This window comes from Priestia sp. Y58 (assembly GCF_029522095.1).
Lineage (GTDB): Bacteria > Bacillota > Bacilli > Bacillales > Bacillaceae_H > Priestia > Priestia megaterium_E.
This window is the reverse complement of record NZ_JAKWFL010000001.1, coordinates 656,165-679,019: the sequence shown is the minus strand read 5'-3', so window position 1 is coordinate 679,019 and position 22,855 is coordinate 656,165. Positions and strand designations below refer to the sequence as shown.

At 39.5% G+C, this 22,855-nt stretch carries 20 protein-coding genes; 17 read left to right on the top strand and 3 right to left on the bottom strand.

Going from position 1 to position 22,855, the window contains the following annotated elements; genetic code table 11:
- The first annotated feature begins 43 nt into the window (after positions 1-43).
- The 9 genes from xseA to spo0A all read left to right on the top strand — a co-directional run bounded on the left by xseA (position 44) and on the right by spo0A (position 10,398).
- Positions 44-1,384, top strand: coding sequence for an exodeoxyribonuclease VII large subunit (gene xseA / locus MMB68_RS03545; protein ID WP_050688160.1), 1,341 nt, complete (start codon positions 44-46; stop codon positions 1,382-1,384).
- Positions 1,385-1,387: 3 nt separating this feature from the next.
- Positions 1,388-1,621 (top strand): exodeoxyribonuclease VII small subunit, encoded by a 234-nt coding sequence (locus MMB68_RS03540; RefSeq protein WP_013059140.1) that lies wholly within the window; start codon positions 1,388-1,390, stop codon positions 1,619-1,621.
- Positions 1,621-2,517: a polyprenyl synthetase family protein gene (locus MMB68_RS03535; protein WP_221784561.1), complete on the top strand. Its 897-nt coding sequence runs from the start codon at positions 1,621-1,623 to the stop codon at positions 2,515-2,517. Before MMB68_RS03540 ends, MMB68_RS03535 begins: the two co-directional genes overlap by 1 nt.
- Before the next feature lie 320 nt (positions 2,518-2,837).
- A complete protein-coding gene (dxs, locus tag MMB68_RS03530; protein ID WP_277548221.1) occupies positions 2,838-4,739 on the top strand; it encodes a 1-deoxy-D-xylulose-5-phosphate synthase in 1,902 nt (633 codons plus the stop codon).
- Positions 4,736-5,563, top strand: coding sequence for a TlyA family RNA methyltransferase (locus MMB68_RS03525; protein ID WP_057233494.1), 828 nt, complete (start codon positions 4,736-4,738; stop codon positions 5,561-5,563). The genes dxs and MMB68_RS03525 overlap by 4 nt, the downstream gene beginning before the upstream one ends.
- A gap of 162 nt (positions 5,564-5,725) precedes the next feature.
- A complete protein-coding gene (gene ahrC / locus MMB68_RS03520; protein WP_013059136.1) occupies positions 5,726-6,175 on the top strand; it encodes a transcriptional regulator AhrC/ArgR in 450 nt (149 codons plus the stop codon).
- 16 nt (positions 6,176-6,191) lie between these two features.
- Positions 6,192-7,919 (top strand): DNA repair protein RecN, encoded by a 1,728-nt coding sequence (gene recN, locus MMB68_RS03515; protein WP_221784559.1) that lies wholly within the window; start codon positions 6,192-6,194, stop codon positions 7,917-7,919.
- Between the two features lie 182 nt (positions 7,920-8,101).
- Positions 8,102-9,382, top strand: a complete 1,281-nt coding sequence (gene spoIVB, locus MMB68_RS03510; RefSeq protein WP_028411587.1) for a SpoIVB peptidase — start codon at positions 8,102-8,104, stop codon at positions 9,380-9,382.
- Between the two features lie 227 nt (positions 9,383-9,609).
- Positions 9,610-10,398 (top strand): sporulation transcription factor Spo0A, encoded by a 789-nt coding sequence (gene spo0A, locus MMB68_RS03505; RefSeq protein ID WP_013084985.1) that lies wholly within the window; start codon positions 9,610-9,612, stop codon positions 10,396-10,398.
- A gap of 391 nt (positions 10,399-10,789) precedes the next feature.
- Here spo0A and MMB68_RS03500 read toward each other — a convergent pair whose 3' ends face one another.
- Both MMB68_RS03500 and MMB68_RS03495 read right to left on the bottom strand, forming a co-directional pair.
- Positions 10,790-12,121, bottom strand: coding sequence for a peptide MFS transporter (locus MMB68_RS03500; RefSeq protein WP_221784558.1), 1,332 nt, complete (start codon positions 12,119-12,121; stop codon positions 10,790-10,792).
- 313 nt (positions 12,122-12,434) lie between these two features.
- Positions 12,435-12,587, bottom strand: coding sequence for a YycC family protein (locus MMB68_RS03495; RefSeq protein WP_064504589.1), 153 nt, complete (start codon positions 12,585-12,587; stop codon positions 12,435-12,437).
- A gap of 124 nt (positions 12,588-12,711) precedes the next feature.
- Here MMB68_RS03495 and MMB68_RS03490 point away from each other — a divergent pair, with 124 nt between their 5' ends.
- Positions 12,712-13,440, top strand: a complete 729-nt coding sequence (locus tag MMB68_RS03490; protein WP_116514846.1) for a glycerophosphodiester phosphodiesterase — start codon at positions 12,712-12,714, stop codon at positions 13,438-13,440.
- 12 nt (positions 13,441-13,452) lie between these two features.
- On the opposite strand, the gene MMB68_RS03485 is transcribed toward MMB68_RS03490, so the two are convergent.
- On the bottom strand, positions 13,453-13,704 hold the full coding sequence (locus MMB68_RS03485; protein ID WP_013059128.1) for a DUF2627 domain-containing protein: 252 nt from the start codon (positions 13,702-13,704) through the stop codon (positions 13,453-13,455).
- 175 nt (positions 13,705-13,879) lie between these two features.
- Here MMB68_RS03485 and MMB68_RS03480 point away from each other — a divergent pair, with 175 nt between their 5' ends.
- The 7 genes from MMB68_RS03480 (at position 13,880) to MMB68_RS03450 (ending at position 22,850) form a co-directional block, all read left to right on the top strand.
- A complete protein-coding gene (locus MMB68_RS03480; RefSeq protein ID WP_221784557.1) occupies positions 13,880-15,949 on the top strand; it encodes a sigma-54 interaction domain-containing protein in 2,070 nt (689 codons plus the stop codon).
- 238 nt (positions 15,950-16,187) lie between these two features.
- Entirely contained in the window at positions 16,188-17,099 is a 912-nt protein-coding gene (yqiS, locus tag MMB68_RS03475; RefSeq protein ID WP_028410667.1) for a phosphate butyryltransferase, read from the top strand.
- A 12-nt stretch (positions 17,100-17,111) separates the two neighbouring features.
- Positions 17,112-18,215: a branched-chain amino acid dehydrogenase gene (gene bcd / locus MMB68_RS03470; protein ID WP_013059125.1), complete on the top strand. Its 1,104-nt coding sequence runs from the start codon at positions 17,112-17,114 to the stop codon at positions 18,213-18,215.
- 96 nt (positions 18,216-18,311) lie between these two features.
- Positions 18,312-19,391, top strand: a complete 1,080-nt coding sequence (gene buk, locus MMB68_RS03465; RefSeq protein WP_481861878.1) for a butyrate kinase — start codon at positions 18,312-18,314, stop codon at positions 19,389-19,391.
- Between the two features lie 28 nt (positions 19,392-19,419).
- The gene (gene lpdA, locus MMB68_RS03460; RefSeq protein WP_028411580.1) at positions 19,420-20,841 is read left to right on the top strand and encodes a dihydrolipoyl dehydrogenase; all 1,422 of its coding nucleotides are present in this window, start codon (positions 19,420-19,422) and stop codon (positions 20,839-20,841) included.
- Positions 20,842-20,861: 20 nt separating this feature from the next.
- Positions 20,862-21,854 (top strand): thiamine pyrophosphate-dependent dehydrogenase E1 component subunit alpha, encoded by a 993-nt coding sequence (locus MMB68_RS03455; RefSeq protein ID WP_013084976.1) that lies wholly within the window; start codon positions 20,862-20,864, stop codon positions 21,852-21,854.
- Between the two features lie 12 nt (positions 21,855-21,866).
- Positions 21,867-22,850, top strand: a complete 984-nt coding sequence (locus MMB68_RS03450; protein ID WP_013084975.1) for an alpha-ketoacid dehydrogenase subunit beta — start codon at positions 21,867-21,869, stop codon at positions 22,848-22,850.
- The last annotated feature ends 5 nt before the right edge of the window (positions 22,851-22,855 follow it).

The window sequence follows — 22,855 nt, the reverse complement described above, 5'->3', positions numbered from 1 at the left end:
CTTTATATAAAGGGGAGAGGGTGACTGCAAAGGAGGCAAAATGATGAGTGAAGTTCGTTATCTAACCGTTACGGCTCTTACACGATACATTAAGCGCAAGTTTGATGTAGACCCTCACATGCAAGATGTATGGATTAAAGGAGAAATTTCTAACTTTAAACGTCATAGTCGGGGACATATGTATTTCACCTTAAAAGATCAAAATGCTCGTATCGCAGCCGTTATGTTTGCTGGGCATAACCGGCAGCTTAATTTTCAGCCTGAAGAAGGAATGAATGTACTCATTCGAGCTGAAATTTCGGTGTATGAACCAAGCGGAAATTATCAAATGTACGTAAAAGAAATGCAGCCTGACGGCGTGGGAAACTTATACTTGGCCTACGAACAGCTGAAAAAAAAGCTGGAAAAAGAAGGCTTATTTGATCCTGCTAGGAAACGAAAGCTGCCGAAGTATCCAACAACAATAGGTGTGATTACGTCTCCAACTGGAGCAGCCGTACGTGATATTATTACGACATTAAAGCGCAGATATAACGCGAACATTATTGTTATGCCCGCTCTTGTTCAAGGAGTGAATGCGGCACCGTCTATCATTAAGGCAATTGAAGAAGCAAACCGTCGTAAAGAAGCAGACGTATTAATTGTTGGGCGCGGTGGTGGGTCAATTGAAGAGCTTTGGGCTTTTAACGAAGAAAGCGTTGCTCGTGCAATTTTCACTTCTACTATTCCTGTTATTTCAGCGGTTGGACATGAAACCGATTTTACAATTGCAGATTTTGTAGCAGATCTTCGCGCTCCTACTCCAACGGGTGCCGCGGAATTGGCTGTACCTCATATCAGTGAAATTACGGAAAGATTGACTCAGCGAAATATCCGTCTTCTTCGTTCGATGAAAGAAATGCTTCAGTCTAGTAGCCGCAGGCTTGAACGATCCCAGAAATCATATGCTTTTCGTTATCCTCAAAAGTTGGTCGAGCAAAAAGAGCAGCAGTTAGATCAGTTGATGGAGCGTTTTTATCGTGAAGGTAGAAGGTACATTGAACATAAACGGACGAACTACGAGCAGCTAACTGCTGCTTTGTCGCGCAATCATCCTGAGCACCAGTTAACGAAAGCAGCGGAGCGTCAACAGCAGCTGACAAAAATGCTGACAAAAGAGATGCAGCAGCTGCTAAAGCAAAAACAGCTTTTATTTGCCACGGCAACGTCAAAATTACATACGCTTAGTCCATTAAAAACAATGGAAAGAGGCTACAGCTTAGTATACGATGAAGAAAAAGAGTTAATTAAATCAACCAAACAAGTATCCGAAGGCGATGTGGTAAACGTTCGTTTGGCGGATGGACAATTGCAGTGTGAAGTTTCGAAAATAGAGGAGCGATGAAAAATGGCGACAAATAAAGAGTATACGTTTGAAGAGGCGATGGAACAGTTAGAAACCATCGTAAACAAGCTAGAAGAAGGCGACGTGCCTTTAGAAGAAGCAATTCAACAATTCCAAGAAGGAATGACTCTTTCAAAATTCTGTCACGATCGTCTTCAGCATATTGAAAAGCAAATGGAAACTATTTTACGTGAAGACGGAACGCTTGAGCCATTCTCGGTACAGGAGGAAGAGTGATGGTGAATGAAATGAATTTAAAAGAGTATATTTCTTTTACAAAAGATCGAGTAGAAACACGCTTGCCTGAAGTGGTAAACGCATTACATGCTCCGGTTAACTTAAAGGAATCCATGCTTTACTCTCTTACGGCAGGAGGAAAGCGACTTCGCCCAGTGATGTTATTCGCCACGCTACATGCGTTTGGAAAAGACGAGAGCATGGGATTAGAAACAGCATGTGCAGTGGAAATGATTCATACATATTCTCTCATTCACGATGATTTACCCAGTATGGATGATGACGACTTAAGAAGAGGAAAACCGACGAATCACAAGGTGTACGGCGAAGCAACGGCTATATTAGCTGGAGATGCTCTTTTAACAAATAGCTTTCAGCTCATTTCTGAAGCAGCCCATCCTGAAATTACGTCACATATGAAGCTTCAGCTCATTACAGAACTGGTAAAAGCAAGCGGAACAGAAGGTATGATCAGCGGACAGGTTGCGGATATGGAAGGCGAAAAAAAGCAGCTCACGCTAGACGAGCTTGAATATATTCACCTTCATAAAACGGGGAAGCTGCTAGGGTTTTGTGTAAAAGCAGGAGCTATTCTTGCAAAAGCTACGCCTCTACAGCAAGAATTATTAGAAGAATTCAGTAAGCACGTAGGGTTAGCGTTTCAAATTCAAGATGATATCTTGGATGTCGAAGGGTCTGAAGAAAAATTAGGAAAGCCAATTGGCAGTGATACAGAAAATGAAAAAACGACATATCCTTCTTTGTTAGGTATGGAAGCGGCCAAAGAAAAGTTACAGTATCATGTTGAACAAGCACTTCTCTCGTTACGTCAAGCTCAAATTAAGCACGGATTACTAGAAGAAATTTGTTTATATATAGCAAAACGTGATAGTTAATGACGATTTCTGTCAGGTTTTTTGAGTGATACAGTAAAATAAGATTGAGTCCCAATAGGGGCTATGCTATAATGATTTTACTACTGTATAAAAGCGTAGTGCATAGGTTTGAAAGACATATACAATATCTTGGTGGCCGTTATCACATTTGTGTTAGCGGCTATTTTTTCACTGTTTTCCTTTGAATATCACTGGTTTACTGATAGAATATCAAAGGTATTGTAAGTAATAAGGAAATACTAAAAATTGACTATACGTATAAAACAATAGACAATGTATTAAGGTAACTTTATAACAAGTACGAAAGTGAGTGATCCACCTTGGATCTTACAACGATAAAAAATCCTGAGTTTTTAAAGAAAATGTCAGTAACACAATTAGAAGAACTAAGTGAAGAGATTCGTCGTTTTTTAATTACAAAGCTTTCTGCAACTGGTGGTCATATAGGGCCGAATTTGGGGGTTGTTGAGTTAACGCTTGCACTCCATAAAGTGTTCGACAGCCCAAAAGATAAATTTTTATGGGACGTCGGGCATCAGTCGTATGTCCATAAAATTTTAACAGGACGAGCGGGAGAGTTTGATACAATCCGTCAATATAAAGGATTATGCGGTTTTCCAAAGCGTGACGAAAGTGAGCATGACGTATGGGAAACGGGACATAGTTCTACATCTCTTTCAGCCGCAATGGGAATGGCTGCTGCAAGAGATTTGCAAAAAACAAAAGCTCATATTGTTCCTATCATTGGTGACGGAGCTTTAACAGGTGGTATGGCTCTTGAAGCGCTTAACCACATCGGTCACGAGCAAACGGATATGACCGTTATTTTAAATGACAATGAAATGTCTATCGCTCCTAACGTGGGGGCTGTACACAGTATTCTAGGACGTTTGCGCACGGCGGGCAAATACAACTGGGTAAAAGATGAGCTTGAAGTCTTGCTGAAAAAAGTGCCTGCAGTAGGCGGGAAGCTTGCGGCAACGGCAGAACGTGTAAAAGATGGCCTAAAGTACATGGTCGTGTCAGGCATGTTTTTTGAAGATCTTGGCTTTACGTATTTAGGCCCGGTTGACGGCCATAGCTATGATGATTTATTGGAAACGTTACAATATGCAAAGAAAACAAAAGGACCGGTACTGATTCACGTTATTACGAAAAAAGGGAAAGGGTACTTGCCAGCAGAAAGCGATAAAAGCGGAGCATGGCATGGTACAGGCCCTTACAAAATTGAGTCTGGTGACTTTATTAAAGACAAAAATGTTCCGATTGCTTGGAGTAAATTAGTAAGTGATACGGTATTGAAGATGGCTAGAGAAGATGATCGCATTGTAGCCGTAACGCCAGCAATGCCTGTGGGTTCAAAACTCGAAGCGTTTCAAAAAGAGTTTCCACATCGCATGTTTGATGTTGGGATTGCAGAGCAGCATGCAACAACAATGGCAGCGGGTCTTGCAACTCAAAATATGAAGCCCTTTTTAGCTATTTATTCTACGTTTTTACAGCGTGCATACGATCAGGTGGTTCATGATATTTGCCGTCAGAAGCTAAATGTATTTATTGGGATTGATCGCGCTGGGCTAGTAGGTGCTGATGGTGAAACGCATCAAGGCGTGTTTGATATTGCATTCTTACGTCATTTGCCTAACCTTGTTATTATGATGCCAAAAGACGAGAATGAAGGCCAGCACATGGTTCACACTGCTTTGACTTATGAAGAAGGTCCGATTGCTATGCGTTATGCTAGAGGAAACGGATTAGGTGTTGAACTAGAGTCAGAACTGAAAAACATTCCGATCGGTACATGGGACGTATTAAAAGAAGGTTCAGATACAACCATTTTAACGTTTGGTACAACGATTTCAATGGCGATGGATGCAGCAGCAGAACTTGAGAAGCAAGGAATCAGCGTCAAAGTGGTAAATGCTCGTTTTATTAAACCGCTGGATGAAAAAATGCTTCATGAAATTTTCCAAACGAATAAGCCTGTGATTACGGTAGAAGAAGCGGTACTTCAAGGCGGTTTTGGAAGCGCGGTGTTAGAGTTTGCATCAGAGCACGGCTATTATGATACGCGCGTTGAACGTATGGGAATTCCAGATCGCTTTATCGAGCACGGCAGCGTAACAAAACTTTTAGAAGAAATTGGCTTAACCAAAGAAGAGATTATAAATCGAGTTAAAAAACTCGTAACACCAACACAAAAGAGGCTTGAAGTTAAGTGACAAAAAAAGAACGAGTAGATGTATTATTAGTAGAACGAGGTTTGATTGAAACAAGAGAAAAAGCAAAGCGTACAGTGATGGCAGGACTTGTCTATGCGAATGAAGTCCGCTTAGATAAGCCGGGAGAGAAAATTGAACGCGATACGCCGCTGACAATTAAAGGTGCAGTAATGCCTTACGTCAGCAGAGGCGGCTTTAAGCTTGAAAAAGCGATTAAAGAATTTAATGTCCATGTAGCGGATAAAATCATGATTGATATTGGTTCTTCTACTGGAGGCTTTACTGATTGTGCGCTTCAAAATGGAGCGAAGATGTCCTATGCGCTAGACGTAGGCTATAATCAGCTAGCTTGGAAGCTTCGTCAAGATGAGCGAGTAGAAGTAATGGAACGAACAAATTTCCGTTACGTGACGCCAGCTGATTTATCAAGAGGCTTGCCTGAATTCGCTTCTATTGATGTCTCATTTATTTCCTTAAGACTCATTCTTCCTGTGTTAAAAACACTTCTTGTTCCACACAGCGATGTTGTTGCGCTCGTTAAGCCACAGTTTGAGGCTGGAAGAGAGCAAGTTGGGAAAAAAGGAATCGTGCGTGATTCAAAAGTGCATGAAGAAGTCCTTCAAGGCATGGTGGATTTCTCGCTTCGTCAAGGATACGATGTATATAACATGTCGTATTCACCGATAACAGGAGGAGATGGAAATATCGAATTTCTTCTCCACCTGCGCTGGAAAGGCGAGCGTGAACTCGGCGAAAATCAAGCTCCGCTTACTGTGCGTGAAGTAGTCGAAGAAGCGCATAAAACGTTAAAAGAGAAAAAGTAATAATGGCCAATGTTAAGCGAAGACTTAGCATTGGCGATTTGATTATGACTCTTTATATAAAAAGGTGCATAATCAAGTTGAACACATTATGATACTTAAATAGTGAAAGACTTATACACAACAACACAAAAAGAAGATTACATATTAATGTGAGGTGCCAACATGAATAAAGGGCAAAGACATATTAAAATTCGTGATATTATCACGAATAATGATATTGAAACACAGGATGAATTGGTAGATATTTTAAAAAACCAAGGTTTTAATGTAACACAGGCAACAATCTCTCGTGATATTAAAGAATTGCACTTAGTCAAAGTGCCTTTGATGGACGGTCGATACAAATACAGCTTGCCTGCAGATCAGCGTTTTAATCCCTTACAAAAGTTAAAGCGCTCTCTTATGGACGCATTTGTAAAAATTGATTCAGCTGGGCATATGTTGGTGATGAAAACATTACCGGGAAACGCAAATGCGATTGGCGCATTAATTGATCATTTGGACTGGGATGAAATATTAGGAACAATTTGTGGAGACGATACATGTTTGATTATTTGCCGTACTCCTGAAGATACGCAAATTATATCAGACCGATTCTTAGAAATGTTATAAAGGTGAGTGAAGCAGGTTGTTAGCTGAATTATCCATTAAAAACTTTGCGATTATTGATGAACTTTCTGTTTCATTTGAAAAAGGCTTAACGGTATTAACAGGCGAAACAGGAGCGGGGAAATCGATTATTATTGATGCCATTTCATTGTTAGTAGGTGGGAGAGGCTCTTCGGAGTTTGTCCGCCACGGAACAGACAGAGCCGAAATTGAAGGACTTTTCTTATTTGATGAAGAACAGCATCCAAGTCATGAAAAAGCCAAACAAGTCGGTTTGGAAGTGGAAGATGGAATGATTGTGCTTCGCCGAGATATCACTACAAATGGGAAAAGTATTTGCCGCATCAACGGTAAGCTCGTAACGTTAGCTATCCTACGTGAAGTTGGACAGACGTTAATTGATATACATGGACAGCACGAGCACCAAGATTTAATGAATCAAGATCGTCACTTAACTCTTCTTGATCAATATGGAGGAGAAAAAGTAGAAGAGGCTTTGACGGAGTATCGAGAGGTATTTTCTAGGTATACATCGCTAAAAAAGCAGCTCGATCAATTAACTGAAAATGAACAGCAGATGGCACATCGCCTCGATCTTATTCAATTTCAATTAGATGAAATCAAAGCGGCAAATTTGCAGCTGAACGAAGACGAGGAACTAAATGAAGAGCGTTTGAAGATTTCTAACTTTGAAAAGATCTATACGTCACTAAACGATGCATACAATGCGCTGCATGGTGAACATCAAGGTTTAGATTGGGTAGGCGTAGCCATGAATCATACGGAGGATATTTCATCACTGGAAAAAAACTATGCCGAAATTTCTGAGATCATTTCATCGAGCTTCTATCAGCTAGAAGACGCATCTTATAAAATTCGTCAGCAGCTTGATTTATTAGAATTTGATCCCAAACGCTTAGACTTTATTGAAGCGCGCTTGAATGAAATTAATCACTTAAAGCGTAAATACGGTCAAAGTGTAGACGAAATTCTAGAATATGCTGCACAAATTGAAGATGAAATTGATCGTATTGAAAATCGAGATACGCATGTGAGCAAAATTAAAGAACAGTTAAACAGCGTAGCGCAGGATTTATTAGTAGAAGCTAATAACGTTTCAGCTATTCGAAAAAAACTTGCTCAAGAGTTAACGGACAGCATCCATCATGAGCTTCAAGAACTGTATATGGCTAAGACCGTATTTCAAATTAAATTCTCTGTTGTAAATGCAGGTAAAAATGACGTTGAAGTAAATGGAGAAAGAATAAAATTCACCAAAGACGGCATTGACAACGTAGAGTTTTATATTTCTACCAATCCTGGTGAACCGTTAAAACCTCTTGCAAAAGTAGCATCAGGAGGAGAACTGTCAAGAATTATGCTGGCGTTAAAGAGCATCTTCTCTAAGCATCAAGGTGTGACGTCCATTATCTTTGATGAAGTTGATACAGGTGTAAGTGGAAGAGTAGCTCAATCGATTGGTGAAAAAATACATGCTATTTCCGTTGATTCACAAGTTCTCTGTATATCTCATCTGCCGCAGGTAGCAGCGATGGCAGATACTCATCTCTTTATTGCTAAAGAGGTAAAAGGTGATCGTACAACGACGTCTGTTCTTCCATTAACTCTTGATGAAAAAGTAAAAGAAATTGGTCGAATGATTGCAGGAGCTGAAATTACAAGCTTAACAAAGGAACATGCCAAAGAGCTTTTAGATTTAGCGGATAAGATGAAGCACACCATTTAATAAAACACCTTTTAACACGTAACAGTATGTGTTAAAGGTGTTTTTTTATACAAAATGGAGAAACTGAAAATGTTTCCTTGCACTTCTTTTCATTTTTCTCTGAACTTCTGTTATAAATGCGCTCTAAGAAGGCTAAATTAAATGTGTAGCCATTTAGGCGAGGAAGCGAGGAGAGTGAAAACATGCAAAATCGATACAGACATATAATTGGTGCGATTCTCCTTGTTTCGTTCATTTTTGTAGGATTTATTCCAGTTGTGCAACAATATATACACATTCCAAAACAAATCGTCTTATTTGAACAGCAAAAAGAAAAAATTAATACGACATTACCGCTTAGCGTAGAAGCTTCGTCACCTGTTTACGATGTAACAAGTAACAAGGCGAAGCTGACCGTAGCAGGCAAACAGGTAGGCAAAGAAGAGTTGATGCTTCATTTGGCTGGTATTCCTGTAAAGCGTGTAGACGTGCAGGTATTATCTGATTTTAAAGTCATTCCAGGTGGACAATCAATCGGTGTGAAATTAAATTCAAAAGGTGTTCTTGTTGTAGGCTATCATCAGGTAGATACAGCAAAAGGTAAAAAATCTCCTGGCGAAATTGCGGGTATTCAAGTTGGAGATATGATTACGAAGATTAATGGTAAAACCATTGAAAAAATGAGTGATATTACACCGTTTATTCAGCAGGCAGGAAAAACGGGTGAACCATTAAATCTGCATATTTTAAGAGAAAAAAAGCAGTTTGATACTAAGCTGTATCCGTTAAAAGATAAGCAAGATTATGCGTACAGAATTGGTTTATACATCCGTGATTCAGCTGCAGGAATTGGCACAATGACTTTTTATGATCCAAAATCTAAAAAATACGGCGCTTTAGGCCACGTTATTTCGGATATGGATACGAAAAAGCCAATCGTAGTAGAAGATGGACAAATTGTCCGTTCGACCGTTACATCAATTGAGAAAGGTTCTAACGGCGTTCCCGGTGAAAAGCTAGCAAGGTTTTCTGAAGATAGACAAATCATTGGAAATATTACACGAAATAGTCCTTTTGGTATTTTTGGAAAATTGTCTTCAACGATGGAAAACGGAATAATGGATAAAGCAATGCCAATTGCCCTATCTCATCAAGTAAAAGAAGGACCGGCTAAAATTCTAACGGTAGTAGATGATGATCAAGTGGAAGAATTTGATATTGAAATTATGAGTACTATACCTCAAAAGTTTCCGGCTACTAAAGGAATGGTTATTAAAATTACAGATCCTAAATTGTTAAAGAAAACAGGTGGAATTGTTCAAGGAATGAGCGGGAGCCCAATTATTCAAAACGGTAAAGTCGTTGGAGCGGTTACCCATGTTTTTGTAAATGATCCTACCTCGGGTTATGGTGTCCATATTGAATGGATGCTTAACGAAGCAGGAATTGATATTTATAAAAATAATCGAAAAAAAGCGAGCTAATGTTGTCATTAGTTCGCTTTTTTTGATAAAAATTATTGTCGTAAATGTACGAGAAAAACGTCGAAAAACAAAGAAAATAAGAGAAAATCGAATAAATTCCATTTAAAAGACTTTTTTCTAAAAAAATAAAGGAAATAATGTTGCATTGTCGAATTTGTCCTTTAGAATAAAGAATAGAGACACGTAGGAAACGACGTATAACATAAAGGACTGAGGAGGAAGCTGCATTGAAAAAAATTAAAGTATGCTTGGTTGATGATAATCGGGAACTAATTGGTTTGCTTGAAGATTATATTTCAGAGCAAGAAGACATGGAAGTAATCGGAGTAGCTTACAATGGACAAGAGTGTTTATCCATTTTAAAAGATAAAGATCCGGATGTTCTTGTATTAGACATTATTATGCCGCATCTAGATGGATTAGCAGTTTTAGGTCAGTTAAAAGAAATGAAAAAAGAAAATTATCCAAATGTCATTATGCTAACGGCATTTGGTCAAGAAGACGTAACGAAAAAAGCGGTCGATTTAGGAGCTGCTTATTTTATTCTAAAGCCGTTTGATATGGAAAACTTAGTGAATCATATTCGTCAAGTTAGCGGACAAACATCTTCATTTATGCAACGTTCATCTTCTTCCATGCGTTCACATCGCGACAGCAAACCAGCAAATTTAGATGCAAGCATTACGAGCATCATTCACGAAATTGGTGTACCTGCTCACATCAAAGGCTATTTATATTTGAGAGAAGCCATTTCAATGGTATATAAGGATATTGAGCTGCTTGGTTCGATTACAAAAGTACTGTATCCTGATATTGCAAAAAAATATAATACAACGGCAAGCCGCGTTGAGCGCGCCATTCGTCATGCCATTGAAGTAGCATGGAGCCGAGGAAATATTGATTCCATTTCTTCATTATTCGGATATACTGTCAGCATGTCAAAAGCGAAGCCGACAAACAGTGAATTTATCGCCATGGTTGCGGATAAATTACGCCTTGAACATAAAGCGAGTTGAAAGGGATAGGACTGCTGGAATTACGGGGTTTTGAGTGAGCTGATACCTTTTGTAATACAGAGTACATGCCGATAAACTTTTGGAAATTACACTAGATAGTAAACTGAAAACCAATAAACTTTTTACTGCAGGGCCGATGAATTTTAATCATTCATTGGTCTTTTTATTTTGTTTTAAGAGGTGAAAATATTGAGGGTAATGGAACGTGCATCTTGTTTTTCTTCATATCCATAGTGGTGTATTTTATTGAAATAATTTATTTAATTGTTATGAGGGTTTTGTACTTGAAAGAGGATTTAGAAGATGCATTAAAAAATTTGTCTCCATATTTTAAATGTGATATGGATGAGTAAATTATAAGAAAAGCAGCCTTTTCTGAAGGCTGCTTTTTTTAATCCATTAATTTAGCAATCGGTTTTGAAAGGAACAGAACAATAATTCCAAGTACAATTGTTACAGCTCCGATTAAGCTGAAGATATCGAAATAACCTAAAGACTGTGTATAAGATGCAAGAACACCTGCTAGCTTATTAGCGACAGCAGAGCTTGCCATCCATACGCCCATTAAAAGAGAAGCAAGCTTTAATGGAGCTAGTCTACTTACCATAGACAGCCCTACTGGCGAAATCATAAGCTCAGCTAGCGTGTGCAGGAAGTAAGTGAAAATCATGAACAGGATATTTACTTTTAAAGCTGGGTCATTACCAGTATACATAACGGCTGGAATTAAAATTAAGAATCCTAATCCAACTGTTACAAGTCCCATACCCATTTTTGTTGGCGTTTTGAAATCACCGCGCTTTGAATTTCCTAGCTTGTACCAAACTAGTGACATAATTGGTGCTAAAATCATGATAAACAGCGGATTCAATGATTGGAACCACTCTGTTGGAACCGTGAAACTACCTATTTGACGATTAATTTGATCTTGAGCATATAGCGTTAAAGAACTTCCGGCCTGTTCAAAAGCTGTCCAAAAAGCAATAACAACGAAGGCTAGAATAACGATAGCAACCGTTCTTTTCTTTTCTCGTGCTGACAGCGGAGCAGTTGATGTTTGAGATGCCGCTGCGTGAACTTTTCCTGTAGGCTCTTTCCCGATATCGCCTAAGTAGCGATTAGCCAGTAGGTTAAATAAAATTTGTCCAACAACCATTCCGATAGCTGCTGTTAAGAATCCGTATTTGTAACTCATTAATCCAACAACTAACGGTGCGAAAAATGCACCAAAGTTAATACCCATATAAAAAATGGTAAAAGCACCGTCACGGCGAGGATCATTTTCTTCATAAAGATCTCCGACCAATGTGGAGATATTTGGTTTGAAAAATCCGTTTCCGATAATTAATAAAGCAAGTCCGATATACAAAGCGGCTATGCTTTGATGAATAAAGATGGAAAAATTCCCGAGTGCCATAATCACACCACCGATAGTGATGGCTAGCCTTCTTCCGAGGAAGCGGTCTGTTAAATATCCGCCAATCATCGGCGTAATGTAAACAGCACTAGTGAATGTTCCATATAAGCTCAGTGCAGTTGCTTTATCTACGCCGAGTCCACCTTGAGCAGCGGTAGCAGTTAAATAAAGAACCAGAATGGCTCTCATTCCATAATAACTAAATCTTTCCCATGCCTCAGTAGCGAATAATAAGTACAGTCCAGGAGGGTGTTTTTTCCTAGACCCATTTGGCTGCTGATTTTCGTGTTGTACAGCTGCTTGCATAATGAAGTCCCCCTAAAATTTTTCTCATACTATTTAATTCTTTTATTTGAATTGATCAAAAAATCAGAATATAAGTACTGGAATAAAAATAATGTATTTTTATTTTAGTAGAAAAACATTAATTTCGTCAATGAAATTATATGGAAAAATCAAAAAATAATTAAATATACATAAAAAAGTATTAAATTACTTATCTAAAAGCATTTTTAAAAATACATTTATATTATTAAATATTCTAATATATGTTATGGGGAATGGAGTTAGAAAGTAATACTATTTTTGGAAATGAAAATTCGAAAGAAAAAAGGATCTGTTATTCAGATCCTTTTTTATCTTCGCCCGCATTTAATTCGGCAAGTTTCTGCAGCAAAATATGCTGAGGCATATGCATTAATTGCTCGAGGGGGATATTTAATTGTTCCGCTAATTTTACGGCTGTATCCGGTGAAATTTGCAGTGGTCTCATACACAACGACCTCCTTTTGCATATAAAGTAATGAAAGTAAAAAAGTATAAACAGTAAATTCGTGCTTTCACTATTAAGTAATGCTAAAGTTAATAATAAGTGATAATAGAGGAGTTGAGCAAGTATGTTTGTAATAGGTCATCGCGGCGCAGCTGGAACGTTTCCTGAAAATACGATGATTTCCTTCAAAGAAGCAGCGAGAGTTGGAGCACACGGAATTGAACTTGATGTGCATATGACAAAGGATGGAGAACTTGCTGTAATTCATGATGAAAAAGTAGATCGAACGACGAATGGAAAAGGGTATGTAAAAGATTTTACGTATCAAGATTTACAAAAATTAGATGCGAGCTATAAGTTCAAAAAAAAGTATGGAGTATGTAAAATCCCCACGTTAAATGAAGTAATGGAGTGGGCTTCAAGTGAAGGAATTAGCGTAAATATTGAGTTGAAAAACAATATATTTGACTATCCATACTTGGAAATGAAAGTCTTGGATTTAATTTATTTATACAAGATGAAGGATCGAACGATGATTTCATCTTTTAATCATAACAGCTTAGCCCGAATTGGTTCTCTGGATTCTACGATTGAAACAGCTATTTTATACTCTTATCCGATGTATGAGCCTTGGGTATATGCGCAGCATCTTGGCGCAAAAGCTCTTCACCCTAATCAGCGTACCGTTAATGAAGTAAATGTAGCCGCTTCAAAAGATTGTCAAATTCCAGTGCGACCTTACACAGTAAATGATGTGAAAGTAGCTGAGCAGCTTCGGAAATATGGATGTGAATCCGTTATTACCGATTATCCAGAAAAAATGGTGAAGCAATTTGGAGGGCGCTTTTCCTAAAAAAACATCGCATTAATGCGATGTTTTTTTATCTTTTTGAAATCGGTTTTGAACTTTGTTTCGCTTGCGGTCTCTGTGCAGAATAAAGCCAGCAACAAATCCAAGGCCGATTAAAAATAATAGAAGGCCGACTGAAAATTGCAAAAATAAAGAAGGGAACGGGGATTGCAGGATGCCAAAAATCATATCTCTCATAAGTTTAATGCCATAGCCAGCGAGTATACCAGGAATAAGTAAGATTAGCAGTGCGATAATTCGAACCATAACTGCTCCTTTCGCTTCTCTTTTTTAAAATGAATGCGTTTACATTATAAAACCGTTATACTTGAATCATAAAAGAACTAAATAAATTGTCAAGAGCGTTTCTTTTTTTATATGATAGGTATATGCAATATTTTGCACGGGATATGTACATATTAAGTAGAAAAGGTGAAAAAATATGCAAAATGTGTTGATCGTTGGAGGAGGAAAAGGCGGATTAGCTATTCTGAAAATCTTGTTGGAAACCGAATTTATGAAAGTGATTGGTGTAGTAGACGTACGAGCTAACGCGCCGGCTGTTTTGCATGCGCAAGAACAAGATATTTCAACCGGAATGAATTGGGAGCCTTATATGACAAAGCAGCTCGATGTCATTGTTGAAACAACAGGTAAACAAGGCGTCTTTCAACAATTGCAAAGAAGCAAACCCGCTGATGCACTGGTAGTGCCGGGATTGGTTGCTGAAATTATGGCAAATCTGATGGAGGAAAAAGAAGAGTTAATTCAGCGGTTAAAACAAGAATCGTATAAATATGATCTTATTTTTAATGCAGCTCATGATGCGATGGTCGTGATTGATAGGAATGGATATATTACGCTATTTAATCAAAGTGCCGAGCGTTTGACGAACTTTTCACACAGAGATGTAATTGGTAAGCATCTTCATGAAGTCATTCCAAATAGTAAACTTGTTGATGTTCTTCATACAAAAACGATTGATCAAAATAGTGAATTTGTGTTAGATAGCGGACGCAAGGTAATTACGACTAGAATACCAATACTCGACGAGAATGGAGAGCTGTTTGGGGCCTTTTCGATTTTTAAAGATATTACGGACGTTGTCGGATTGGCAGAAGAAGTTACGAACTTAAAAGAAGTACAAACTATGCTTCAAGCTATTATTCAATCTTCTGAAGAAGCTATTTCGGTTGTCGATGAAGAAGGAAGAGGGATTTTAATTAATCCTGCTTATACGAGAATTACGGGTTTAAAAAAGACGGATATTATTGGTCAGCCCGCGACTGCCGATATCTCTGAAGGAGACAGTATGCACATGAAGGTGCTGCAAACAAGGCGTCCTGTTCGAGGTGTAAGAATGAGGCTCGGTCCGAGTAAAAGAGACGTGGTTGTCAATGTTGCCCCCGTTATTGTCGACGGGAAATTAAAAGGCAGCGTTGGCGTTATTCATGATATGTCTGAAATTCAAGAGCTTACAAATGAACTCAAAAGAGCGCGTCAAATTATTCGAACGCTTGAAGCGAAATATTCATTTGCTGATATCATTGGTCAATCTGAAGAGTTTCAGTTAGCAATTGAGCAGGCTAGACTTGCTGCCAAAACACCAGCTACTGTTTTGCTTAGAGGTGAATCTGGGACGGGTAAAGAGTTGTTTGCACATGCGATTCATAATGCGAGCAGCCGAAAGTTTAATAAATTTGTCCGGATTAACTGTGCTGCGCTTTCTGAGTCTTTGCTTGAAAGCGAACTTTTTGGGTATGAAGAAGGAGCTTTTTCCGGGGCGAAACGAGGCGGAAAACGAGGCGTTTTTGAAGAAGCCAATAACGGTAGCATCTTTTTAGATGAAATCGGGGAGCTTTCAGCTCATATGCAGGCTAAGCTGCTTCGGGTGCTTCAAGAAAAAGAGCTTATTCGCGTTGGAGGAACGACTCCTATTCCGGTGAATGTTCGCGTTATTGCAGCTACGAATGTGAATTTAGAAAAAGGAATGGCTGATGGAAGCATCAGACAGGACTTGTATTATCGGCTAAACAAAATTCCGATTCACATACCTCCTCTTCGGAAGAGAAAAGAGGATATTGGTGCGCTTGTTACACACTTAATTACAAAAATTAACCAAGATTACGGCCGGCATGTTGAAGGAGTAACAGAGCGGGCTTTACACTCATTAAGATCATACGACTGGCCAGGAAACGTTAGAGAGCTTGAAAACATATTAGGCAGAGCCATTATTTATATGCACTATACAGAAACAATGATTGATTCTATTCATCTCCCTTCGCTTGAAGGCAAGGGCAAAAAAGAAAAAAATCAGGTGAATGAAGAGGTAGTGTTCGAAGGGAAGACTTTAGCACACATGATGGAAAATTATGAAGCGGAACTTATTCAAAAAGTGCTGCTTGCAAACGAGTATAACCGAACAAAGACAGCAAAACAGCTCAATATTTCCCTGCGTTCTCTATATTATAAGTTGGAAAAATACAATCTTGCAAATAACAGCATGCAATAAAATGCATGGTGTGCAATTTATTGCATATAAATAGAGAGGTATTCTTTTTTTCTATTTGTTGTTAGAATCAATAAAAAAAATTTTTTGTGCGTAGAAACGGATATAAGCAGCTATATTATGTAATATATGCAGAGGGTGGCACAAATCTTGCATGTATTTTAGGTGACTGCATAAACGCGCAGTATGCTCTTTAAAACGGAGCAAAAGAAAGAATGAAAAAGGAGAGGTCGAACATTCCATGACTCTTGCTACCATCTTATCTCGGGTTGCTAAGCAGTCTTCTTTGACTGTTGCTGTTGCTGCAGCTGAAGACTTAGAAACAATTGAGGCAGTGTATGAAGCTGTGTCAAGGGAAGTTTCTGAATTTATTTTGTTTGGCAACGAAACGACAATTAATGAATTATTCAGGCAGTACCGCCCATCCTTACTCACTCATAAGGCTGTTACGGTCGTACATACGGAGTCCGTTTTAGAAGCGGCTCAATTGGCTGTGCGTTCAGTTCAGCAAGGTCAAGCTCATATCGTAATGAAAGGGAATTTATCCACATCGCTTATCTTAAAAGCTGTGTTAAATAAAGAGCATGGTTTGCGTACGGGAAATGTTTTATCACATGTAGCTGTGTTTGACGTTCCTCACTATGACCGTCCGATTCTTGTAACAGATGCAGCTATGAATATTACGCCATCTCTGGAAGAGAAAGTTCAAATCATTCAAAATGCGGTGAACGTTGCCCACTCGATTGGGATAGAGATGCCAAAGGTAGCTCCTATTGCAGCGGTTGAAGTTGTCAACCCTTTGATGCCTGCAACAGTAGAGGCTGCACTTCTTACACAGATGAACCGCAGAGGACAAATTAAAGGCTGCGTTATTGATGGACCTTTAGCACTCGACAATGCCATTAACATAGAAGCAGCCAAGCAAAAAGGCATTCAAAGTGAAGTTGCTGGTCAAGCAGATATATTACTCGTTCCTGCAATTGAAACAGGGAACGTTTTATATAAATCCCTCATTTATTTTGCTAAAGCAAAAGTTGGAGCTATTCTAGCAGGAGCAAAAGCTCCGGTCGTCTTAACATCCAGAGCAGATTCATCAGAAAGCAAATTATACTCACTGGCGCTTGCTATCAGCGTCGCTCAACAGAATTCTTAGGAGGCACTAACAATGAAAATTTTTGACTATATGGAAACATACGATTATGAGCAGTTATTATTTTGCCAAGATAAAGATTCAGGTTTAAAAGCCATTATTGCGATTCACGATACAACAATTGGACCAGCTCTAGGCGGTACGAGAATGTGGACATATGAATCAGAAGAGGCTGCAATTGAAGATGCGCTTCGTCTATCACGCGGAATGACTTATAAAAATGCAGCAGCAGGCTTGAATTTAGGCGGAGGGAAAACGGTTATTATCGGAGATCCTCGCAAAGACAAAAATGAAGCGATGTTCCGTGCATTTGGTCGCTTTATTCAAGGATTAAATGGTCGATACATTACAGCAGAAGATGTGGGCACAACGGTAGAGGATATGGATATTGTATATGAGGAAACGGATTATGTAACGGGTGTATCTCCTGCTTTTGGTTCATCAGGCAATCCATCGCCAGTCACAGCCTACGGTGTATACCGAGGAATTAAAGCAGCAGCAAAAGAAGCATTTGGAACAGATATGCTTGAAGGAAAAGTAGTAGCTGTCCAAGGCGTAGGAAACGTAGCATATAATTTATGCCGCCACCTTCACGAAGAAGGAGCGAAACTTATTGTAACGGATATTAATAAAGAAGCTGTTCAGCGTGCGGTAGAAGAATTTGGGGCGCAAGCAGTAGACCCGAATGATATTTATGGTGTAGAATGTGATATCTATGCTCCTTGTGCACTCGGAGCAACGATTAACGATGAAACGATCCCTCAAATAAAAGCAAAAGTTATTGCAGGGGCAGCTAATAATCAATTGAAAGAAACGCGTCATGGTGATTTAATCCATGAATTAGGCATTGTATATGCACCGGACTATGTTATTAACGCAGGAGGCGTTATTAACGTAGCTGATGAGCTAGTTGGATATAACCGTGAGCGTGCGCTGAAAAAAGTTGAAGGTATTTATGATAATATTGAAAAGGTAGTTGAAATCTCAAAGCGAGATGGCATTCCAACCTATCTAGCAGCAGATCGCTTAGCTGAAGAAAGAATTGAAAAGCTGCGTCGTTCACGCAGTCAATTTTTACAAAATGGACAGCATATTTTAAGTAGACGTCATACGCGCTAATGTTTGAGCTGAAGGCTAGGCAAAAGGAATAAATGAAATCCTTTCGACCTAGCCTTCGTTTATGAGAATGATAAGGTAGGAGGACATTTGTTGGATATGCACGAATATCGAATGCTGATAATAAATCCGGGTTCAACGTCCACAAAAATTGGCGTGTTTCACAACGATAAACCAATTTTTGATCGAACAATCCGCTACGATTCACAGCAAATGAATCAGTTTGAGACGATATATGCACAGTATGAGTTCCGTAAAAACTCGATTTTAGAGGCACTTGATGAAGAAGGGATTAATTTATCTAAATTAAGTGCAGTATGTGGAAGAGGAGGGCTTTTACGCCCGATTGAAGGCGGCACATACGAGGTAAATCAAGCCATGCTCAAAGATTTAAAAGACGGTTATGCCGGCCATCATGCTTCAAATTTAGGCGGGATTTTAGCGTTTGAGATTGCATCTGGATTAAATATTCCAGCATACATTGTTGATCCAGTGGTGGTAGATGAGCTAAGTGACATCGCTCGTATCTCAGGAACTCCTTTTATGGAAAGGAAAAGCATCTTTCACGCGCTGAATCAAAAATCGGTGGCTCGAAAAGTGGCCAAAGAAATGAATAGCACATACGAACAAATGAACGTTATTGTTACCCATATGGGCGGAGGCATTACAGTTGGAGTTCATCAACGAGGAAAAGTAATTGATGTGAACAATGGCCTGCACGGCGATGGTCCTTTTAGTCCAGAGCGCGCTGGCAGTGTACCGGTTGGTGAATTAGTTCGTCTTTGCTTTTCAGGTCAGTATTACCGCGAGGAGATTATGAAAATGCTTGTAGGAAAAGGCGGGCTTGTCGGTTATTTGGGCACATCTGACGTGCAGAAAGTCGAAGCGCTAGTGAAAAATGGAAACGAAAAAGCTAAGCTTATCTACGAAGCAATGGCTTATCAAATTTCGAAGGAAATTGGAGCTGCCAGTACGGTATTGCATGGAAAAGTAGATGCCATTATTCTAACGGGAGGCATTGCTTATTCAAAAGCGTTTGTTGAGCTGATTATCAATCATGTAAAGTGGATTGCAGATGTCATTGTTTATCCTGGAGAAAATGAGCTTCAAGCGCTAGCTGAAGGGGCTCTCCGAGTGCTTACAGGTGAAGAAGAAGTGAAGGAATATAAAGGCGCTTAATAGCGTTTGCAGAAAGGTGTGAAGCAGTGTGGCAAAAGAATATGATTTGGTCATTCTCGGCGGTGGAACCGGAGGGTACGTAGCAGCTATTCGTGCCTCTCAGTTAGGTCTATCGGTAGCGGTTGTGGAAAAAAATAAGTTAGGCGGCACATGCCTGCACGCAGGGTGTATCCCAAGCAAAGCTTTACTAAGAAGTGCAGAAGTCTATCAAACGGCTAAGAAAAGCAGTGAATTTGGCGTAGAAACGTCCAATGTACTATTGAACTATGCACGTGTACAAGAACGAAAGTCAGAAATTGTTTCACAGTTACATAATGGTGTCAAACAGCTAATGAAAAAAGGTAAAATTGACGTATATGAAGGAATCGGACGCATTTTAGGACCTTCTATTTTTTCTCCTATGCCAGGAACCATCTCCGTTGAATTAAAAAGCGGTGAAGAAAACGAAATGCTTATTCCAAAGAATGTAATTGTCGCAACAGGGTCTCGTCCTAGAACATTACCTGGTTTAACAATCGACGGAGAGAAAGTAATCACTTCAGATGAAGCATTAAAGATGGAAACACTTCCTGCTTCTATTATTATTGTGGGAGGCGGCGTCATTGGAATTGAATGGGCGTCAATGCTCACAGATTTTGATGTTGATGTAACGGTTGTTGAATACAGCGATCGAATTTTACCAACAGAAGATCAAGATATCTCCCGTGAAATGACGAAGCTTTTAAAAGCAAAAGGAGTTACCATTATTACTTCTGCTAAAGTAATGGCTGATACACTGTCTGTTGGTGGTCAGGTGAAAATTTCTGCTCAAGTAGGAGACGATATGCAAGAATATGAAGCAGAAAAGCTGCTTGTATCTGTAGGGCGTCAAGCGAATGTCGAAGGAATTGGTCTCGAGAATACCGATATTGTAGTAGAAAACGGTGTGATTGCCACGAATGATTTTTATCAAACGAAAGAATCTCATATCTACGCAATTGGAGATGTGATTGGCGGACTGCAGCTTGCACATGTAGCTTCTCACGAAGGAATTGTAGCTGTTGAGCATTTACATGGTGACAAGCCTTTGAAGATTGATTACACAACAATCTCTAAATGCGTATACAGCAGCCCGGAGGCAGCAAGTGTAGGATTAACAGAACAAGAAGCAAAACAGCAAGGATTTCAGCTGAAGGTTGGAAAGTTTCCGTTTAAGGCCGTTGGAAAAGCTCTTGTATATGGAGAGGCAGAGGGATTTGTTAAAATTATTGCCGATGCCGACACAAATGATGTTCTTGGTGTGCATATGATTGGACCTCACGTGACGGATATGATTTCTGAAGCGGGTCTTGCAAAGGTATTGGATGCTACACCATGGGAAATTGCTCATACCATTCATCCTCATCCTAGCCTTTCAGAAGCGATGGGAGAAGCTTCATTAGCTGTAGATGGAAAAGCGATTCATTTTTGATGATTAAAGGAGGTTTAAACATGACAAAAAACCGTCATGAATCATTAGGATTAACTGATGAACAAGTACTTGAAATGTACCGCACTATGCTGCTTGCACGAAAAATTGATGAGCGTATGTGGCTATTAAACCGTGCAGGGAAGGTGCCTTTTGTTATTTCATGTCAAGGTCAAGAAGCCGCCCAAGTTGGCGCAGCTTTTGCCTTAAACAGAGAGAATGATTACATATTACCTTATTACCGCGATCTGGGTGTTGTGCTGGCATTTGGAATGACCGCGCGCGATTTAATGCTTTCTGGGTTCGCTAAAGCAGAAGATCCAAACTCAGGAGGCCGTCAAATGCCAGGTCACTTTGGCCATAAGGAAAAGCGAATTGTAACAGGATCTTCTCCAGTTACAACACAGGTGCCTCATGCAGTAGGAATCGCTTTAGCAGGACGATTGGAGAAAAAAGACTTAGTAACGTTTGTCACGTTTGGAGAAGGATCTTCTAACCAAGGAGATTTCCACGAAGGCGCGAACTTTGCAGGTGTTCATAAGCTTCCTGTTATCTTTATGTGTGAAAATAACAAGTATGCGATTTCTGTTCCGGTTGAAAAGCAGCTAGGATGCGCAAAAGTATCTGATCGTGCGATTGGATATGGTATGCCAGGCTACACAATTGATGGAAACGATGTCCTTGAAGTATACCGAGTGGTAAAAGAAGCAAGAGATCGTGCATCCAGAGGAGAAGGGCCTACTCTTATTGAAACTGTTTCGGAGCGTTTGACTGCCCATTCAAGTGATGACGATGATCGTGCATATCGCGGAGCAGAAGAATTGTCTGAAGCTAAAAAGAGTGATCCCCTTGCGTACTTTGCGACTTATTTAAAAGAGGTTAACGTGTTAACCGATGAACGAGAAAAACAAATGCTCGATGATATTATGAACATCGTTAATGATGCAACAGATTATGCTGAAAACGCTCCTTATGCAGAAGCGGAATCGGCTTTAAAATACGTGTACGGTGAGTAAGGAGGAGAACATATGCCGGTTATTTCATATATTGATGCAGTAACAATGGCCATTCGTGAAGAAATGGAAAGAGATTCCCGCGTGTTTGTATTAGGAGAAGACGTAGGGAAAAAAGGCGGCGTATTTAAAGCAACCAACGGACTGTACGAACAGTTCGGGGAAGAAAGAGTTATTGACACACCTCTTGCAGAGTCTGCTATTGCAGGCGTAGGAATCGGAGCGGCAATGTACGGCATGCGTCCGATTGCTGAAATGCAATTTGCTGATTTTATTATGCCTGCAGTCAATCAAATCGTGTCAGAAGCAGCGAAAATTCGCTATCGTTCTAATAATGATTGGAGTTGTCCAATTACAATTCGAGCTCCTTACGGCGGCGGAGTTCACGGTGCTCTTTATCATTCTCAATCTGTTGAAGCACTGTTTGCCAATACGCCAGGGTTAAAGATTGTGATGCCTTCTACGCCTTATGACGTAAAAGGATTATTAAAAGCAGCTATTCGTGATGATGATCCAGTTCTTTTCTTTGAGCATAAGCGTGCGTACCGTTTGATTAAAGGAGAAGTCCCTGAAGATGATTATGTACTTCCGATTGGCAAAGCAGATGTAAAGAGAGAAGGAGACGACATCACGGTTATTACATATGGTCTTTGTGTACACTTTGCTCTTCAAGCTGCTGAAAAGCTGGAAGCAGACGGTATTTCAGCACACATCTTAGATTTAAGAACGGTCTATCCACTTGATAAAGAAGCTATTATAGAAGCAGCATCTAAAACAGGTAAGGTTCTGCTTTTAACGGAAGACAACAAAGAAGGCAGCATTATGAGCGAAGTAGCAGCTATTATTGCTGAACACTGCTTATTTGATTTAGATGCGCCAATTCAGCGCCTTGCTGGCCCCGATGTTCCAGCTATGCCGTATGCACCAACAATGGAAAAATATTTTATGGTGAATCCAGATAAAGTAGAAAAAGCAATGAGAGAATTAGCTCAATTTTAAAAGGA

Excerpts from the sequence above, each read along its gene's own strand:
- xseA (WP_050688160.1), top strand. The coding sequence starts at position 44 with ATGAGTGAAGTTCGTTATCTAACCGTTACGGCTCTTACACGATACATT.
- MMB68_RS03540 (WP_013059140.1), top strand. The coding sequence starts at position 1,388 with ATGGCGACAAATAAAGAGTATACGTTTGAAGAGGCGATGGAACAGTTA.
- MMB68_RS03535 (WP_221784561.1), top strand. The coding sequence starts at position 1,621 with ATGGTGAATGAAATGAATTTAAAAGAGTATATTTCTTTTACAAAAGAT.
- ahrC (WP_013059136.1), top strand. The coding sequence starts at position 5,726 with ATGAATAAAGGGCAAAGACATATTAAAATTCGTGATATTATCACGAAT.
- spoIVB (WP_028411587.1), top strand. The coding sequence starts at position 8,102 with ATGCAAAATCGATACAGACATATAATTGGTGCGATTCTCCTTGTTTCG.
- MMB68_RS03500 (WP_221784558.1), bottom strand. The coding sequence starts at position 12,121 with ATGCAAGCAGCTGTACAACACGAAAATCAGCAGCCAAATGGGTCTAGG.
- MMB68_RS03495 (WP_064504589.1), bottom strand. The coding sequence starts at position 12,587 with ATGAGACCACTGCAAATTTCACCGGATACAGCCGTAAAATTAGCGGAA.
- MMB68_RS03490 (WP_116514846.1), top strand. The coding sequence starts at position 12,712 with ATGTTTGTAATAGGTCATCGCGGCGCAGCTGGAACGTTTCCTGAAAAT.
- MMB68_RS03485 (WP_013059128.1), bottom strand. The coding sequence starts at position 13,704 with ATGGTTCGAATTATCGCACTGCTAATCTTACTTATTCCTGGTATACTC.
- MMB68_RS03480 (WP_221784557.1), top strand. The coding sequence starts at position 13,880 with ATGCAAAATGTGTTGATCGTTGGAGGAGGAAAAGGCGGATTAGCTATT.
- yqiS (WP_028410667.1), top strand. The coding sequence starts at position 16,188 with ATGACTCTTGCTACCATCTTATCTCGGGTTGCTAAGCAGTCTTCTTTG.
- bcd (WP_013059125.1), top strand. The coding sequence starts at position 17,112 with ATGAAAATTTTTGACTATATGGAAACATACGATTATGAGCAGTTATTA.
- buk (WP_481861878.1), top strand. The coding sequence starts at position 18,312 with ATGCACGAATATCGAATGCTGATAATAAATCCGGGTTCAACGTCCACA.
- MMB68_RS03455 (WP_013084976.1), top strand. The coding sequence starts at position 20,862 with ATGACAAAAAACCGTCATGAATCATTAGGATTAACTGATGAACAAGTA.
- MMB68_RS03450 (WP_013084975.1), top strand. The coding sequence starts at position 21,867 with ATGCCGGTTATTTCATATATTGATGCAGTAACAATGGCCATTCGTGAA.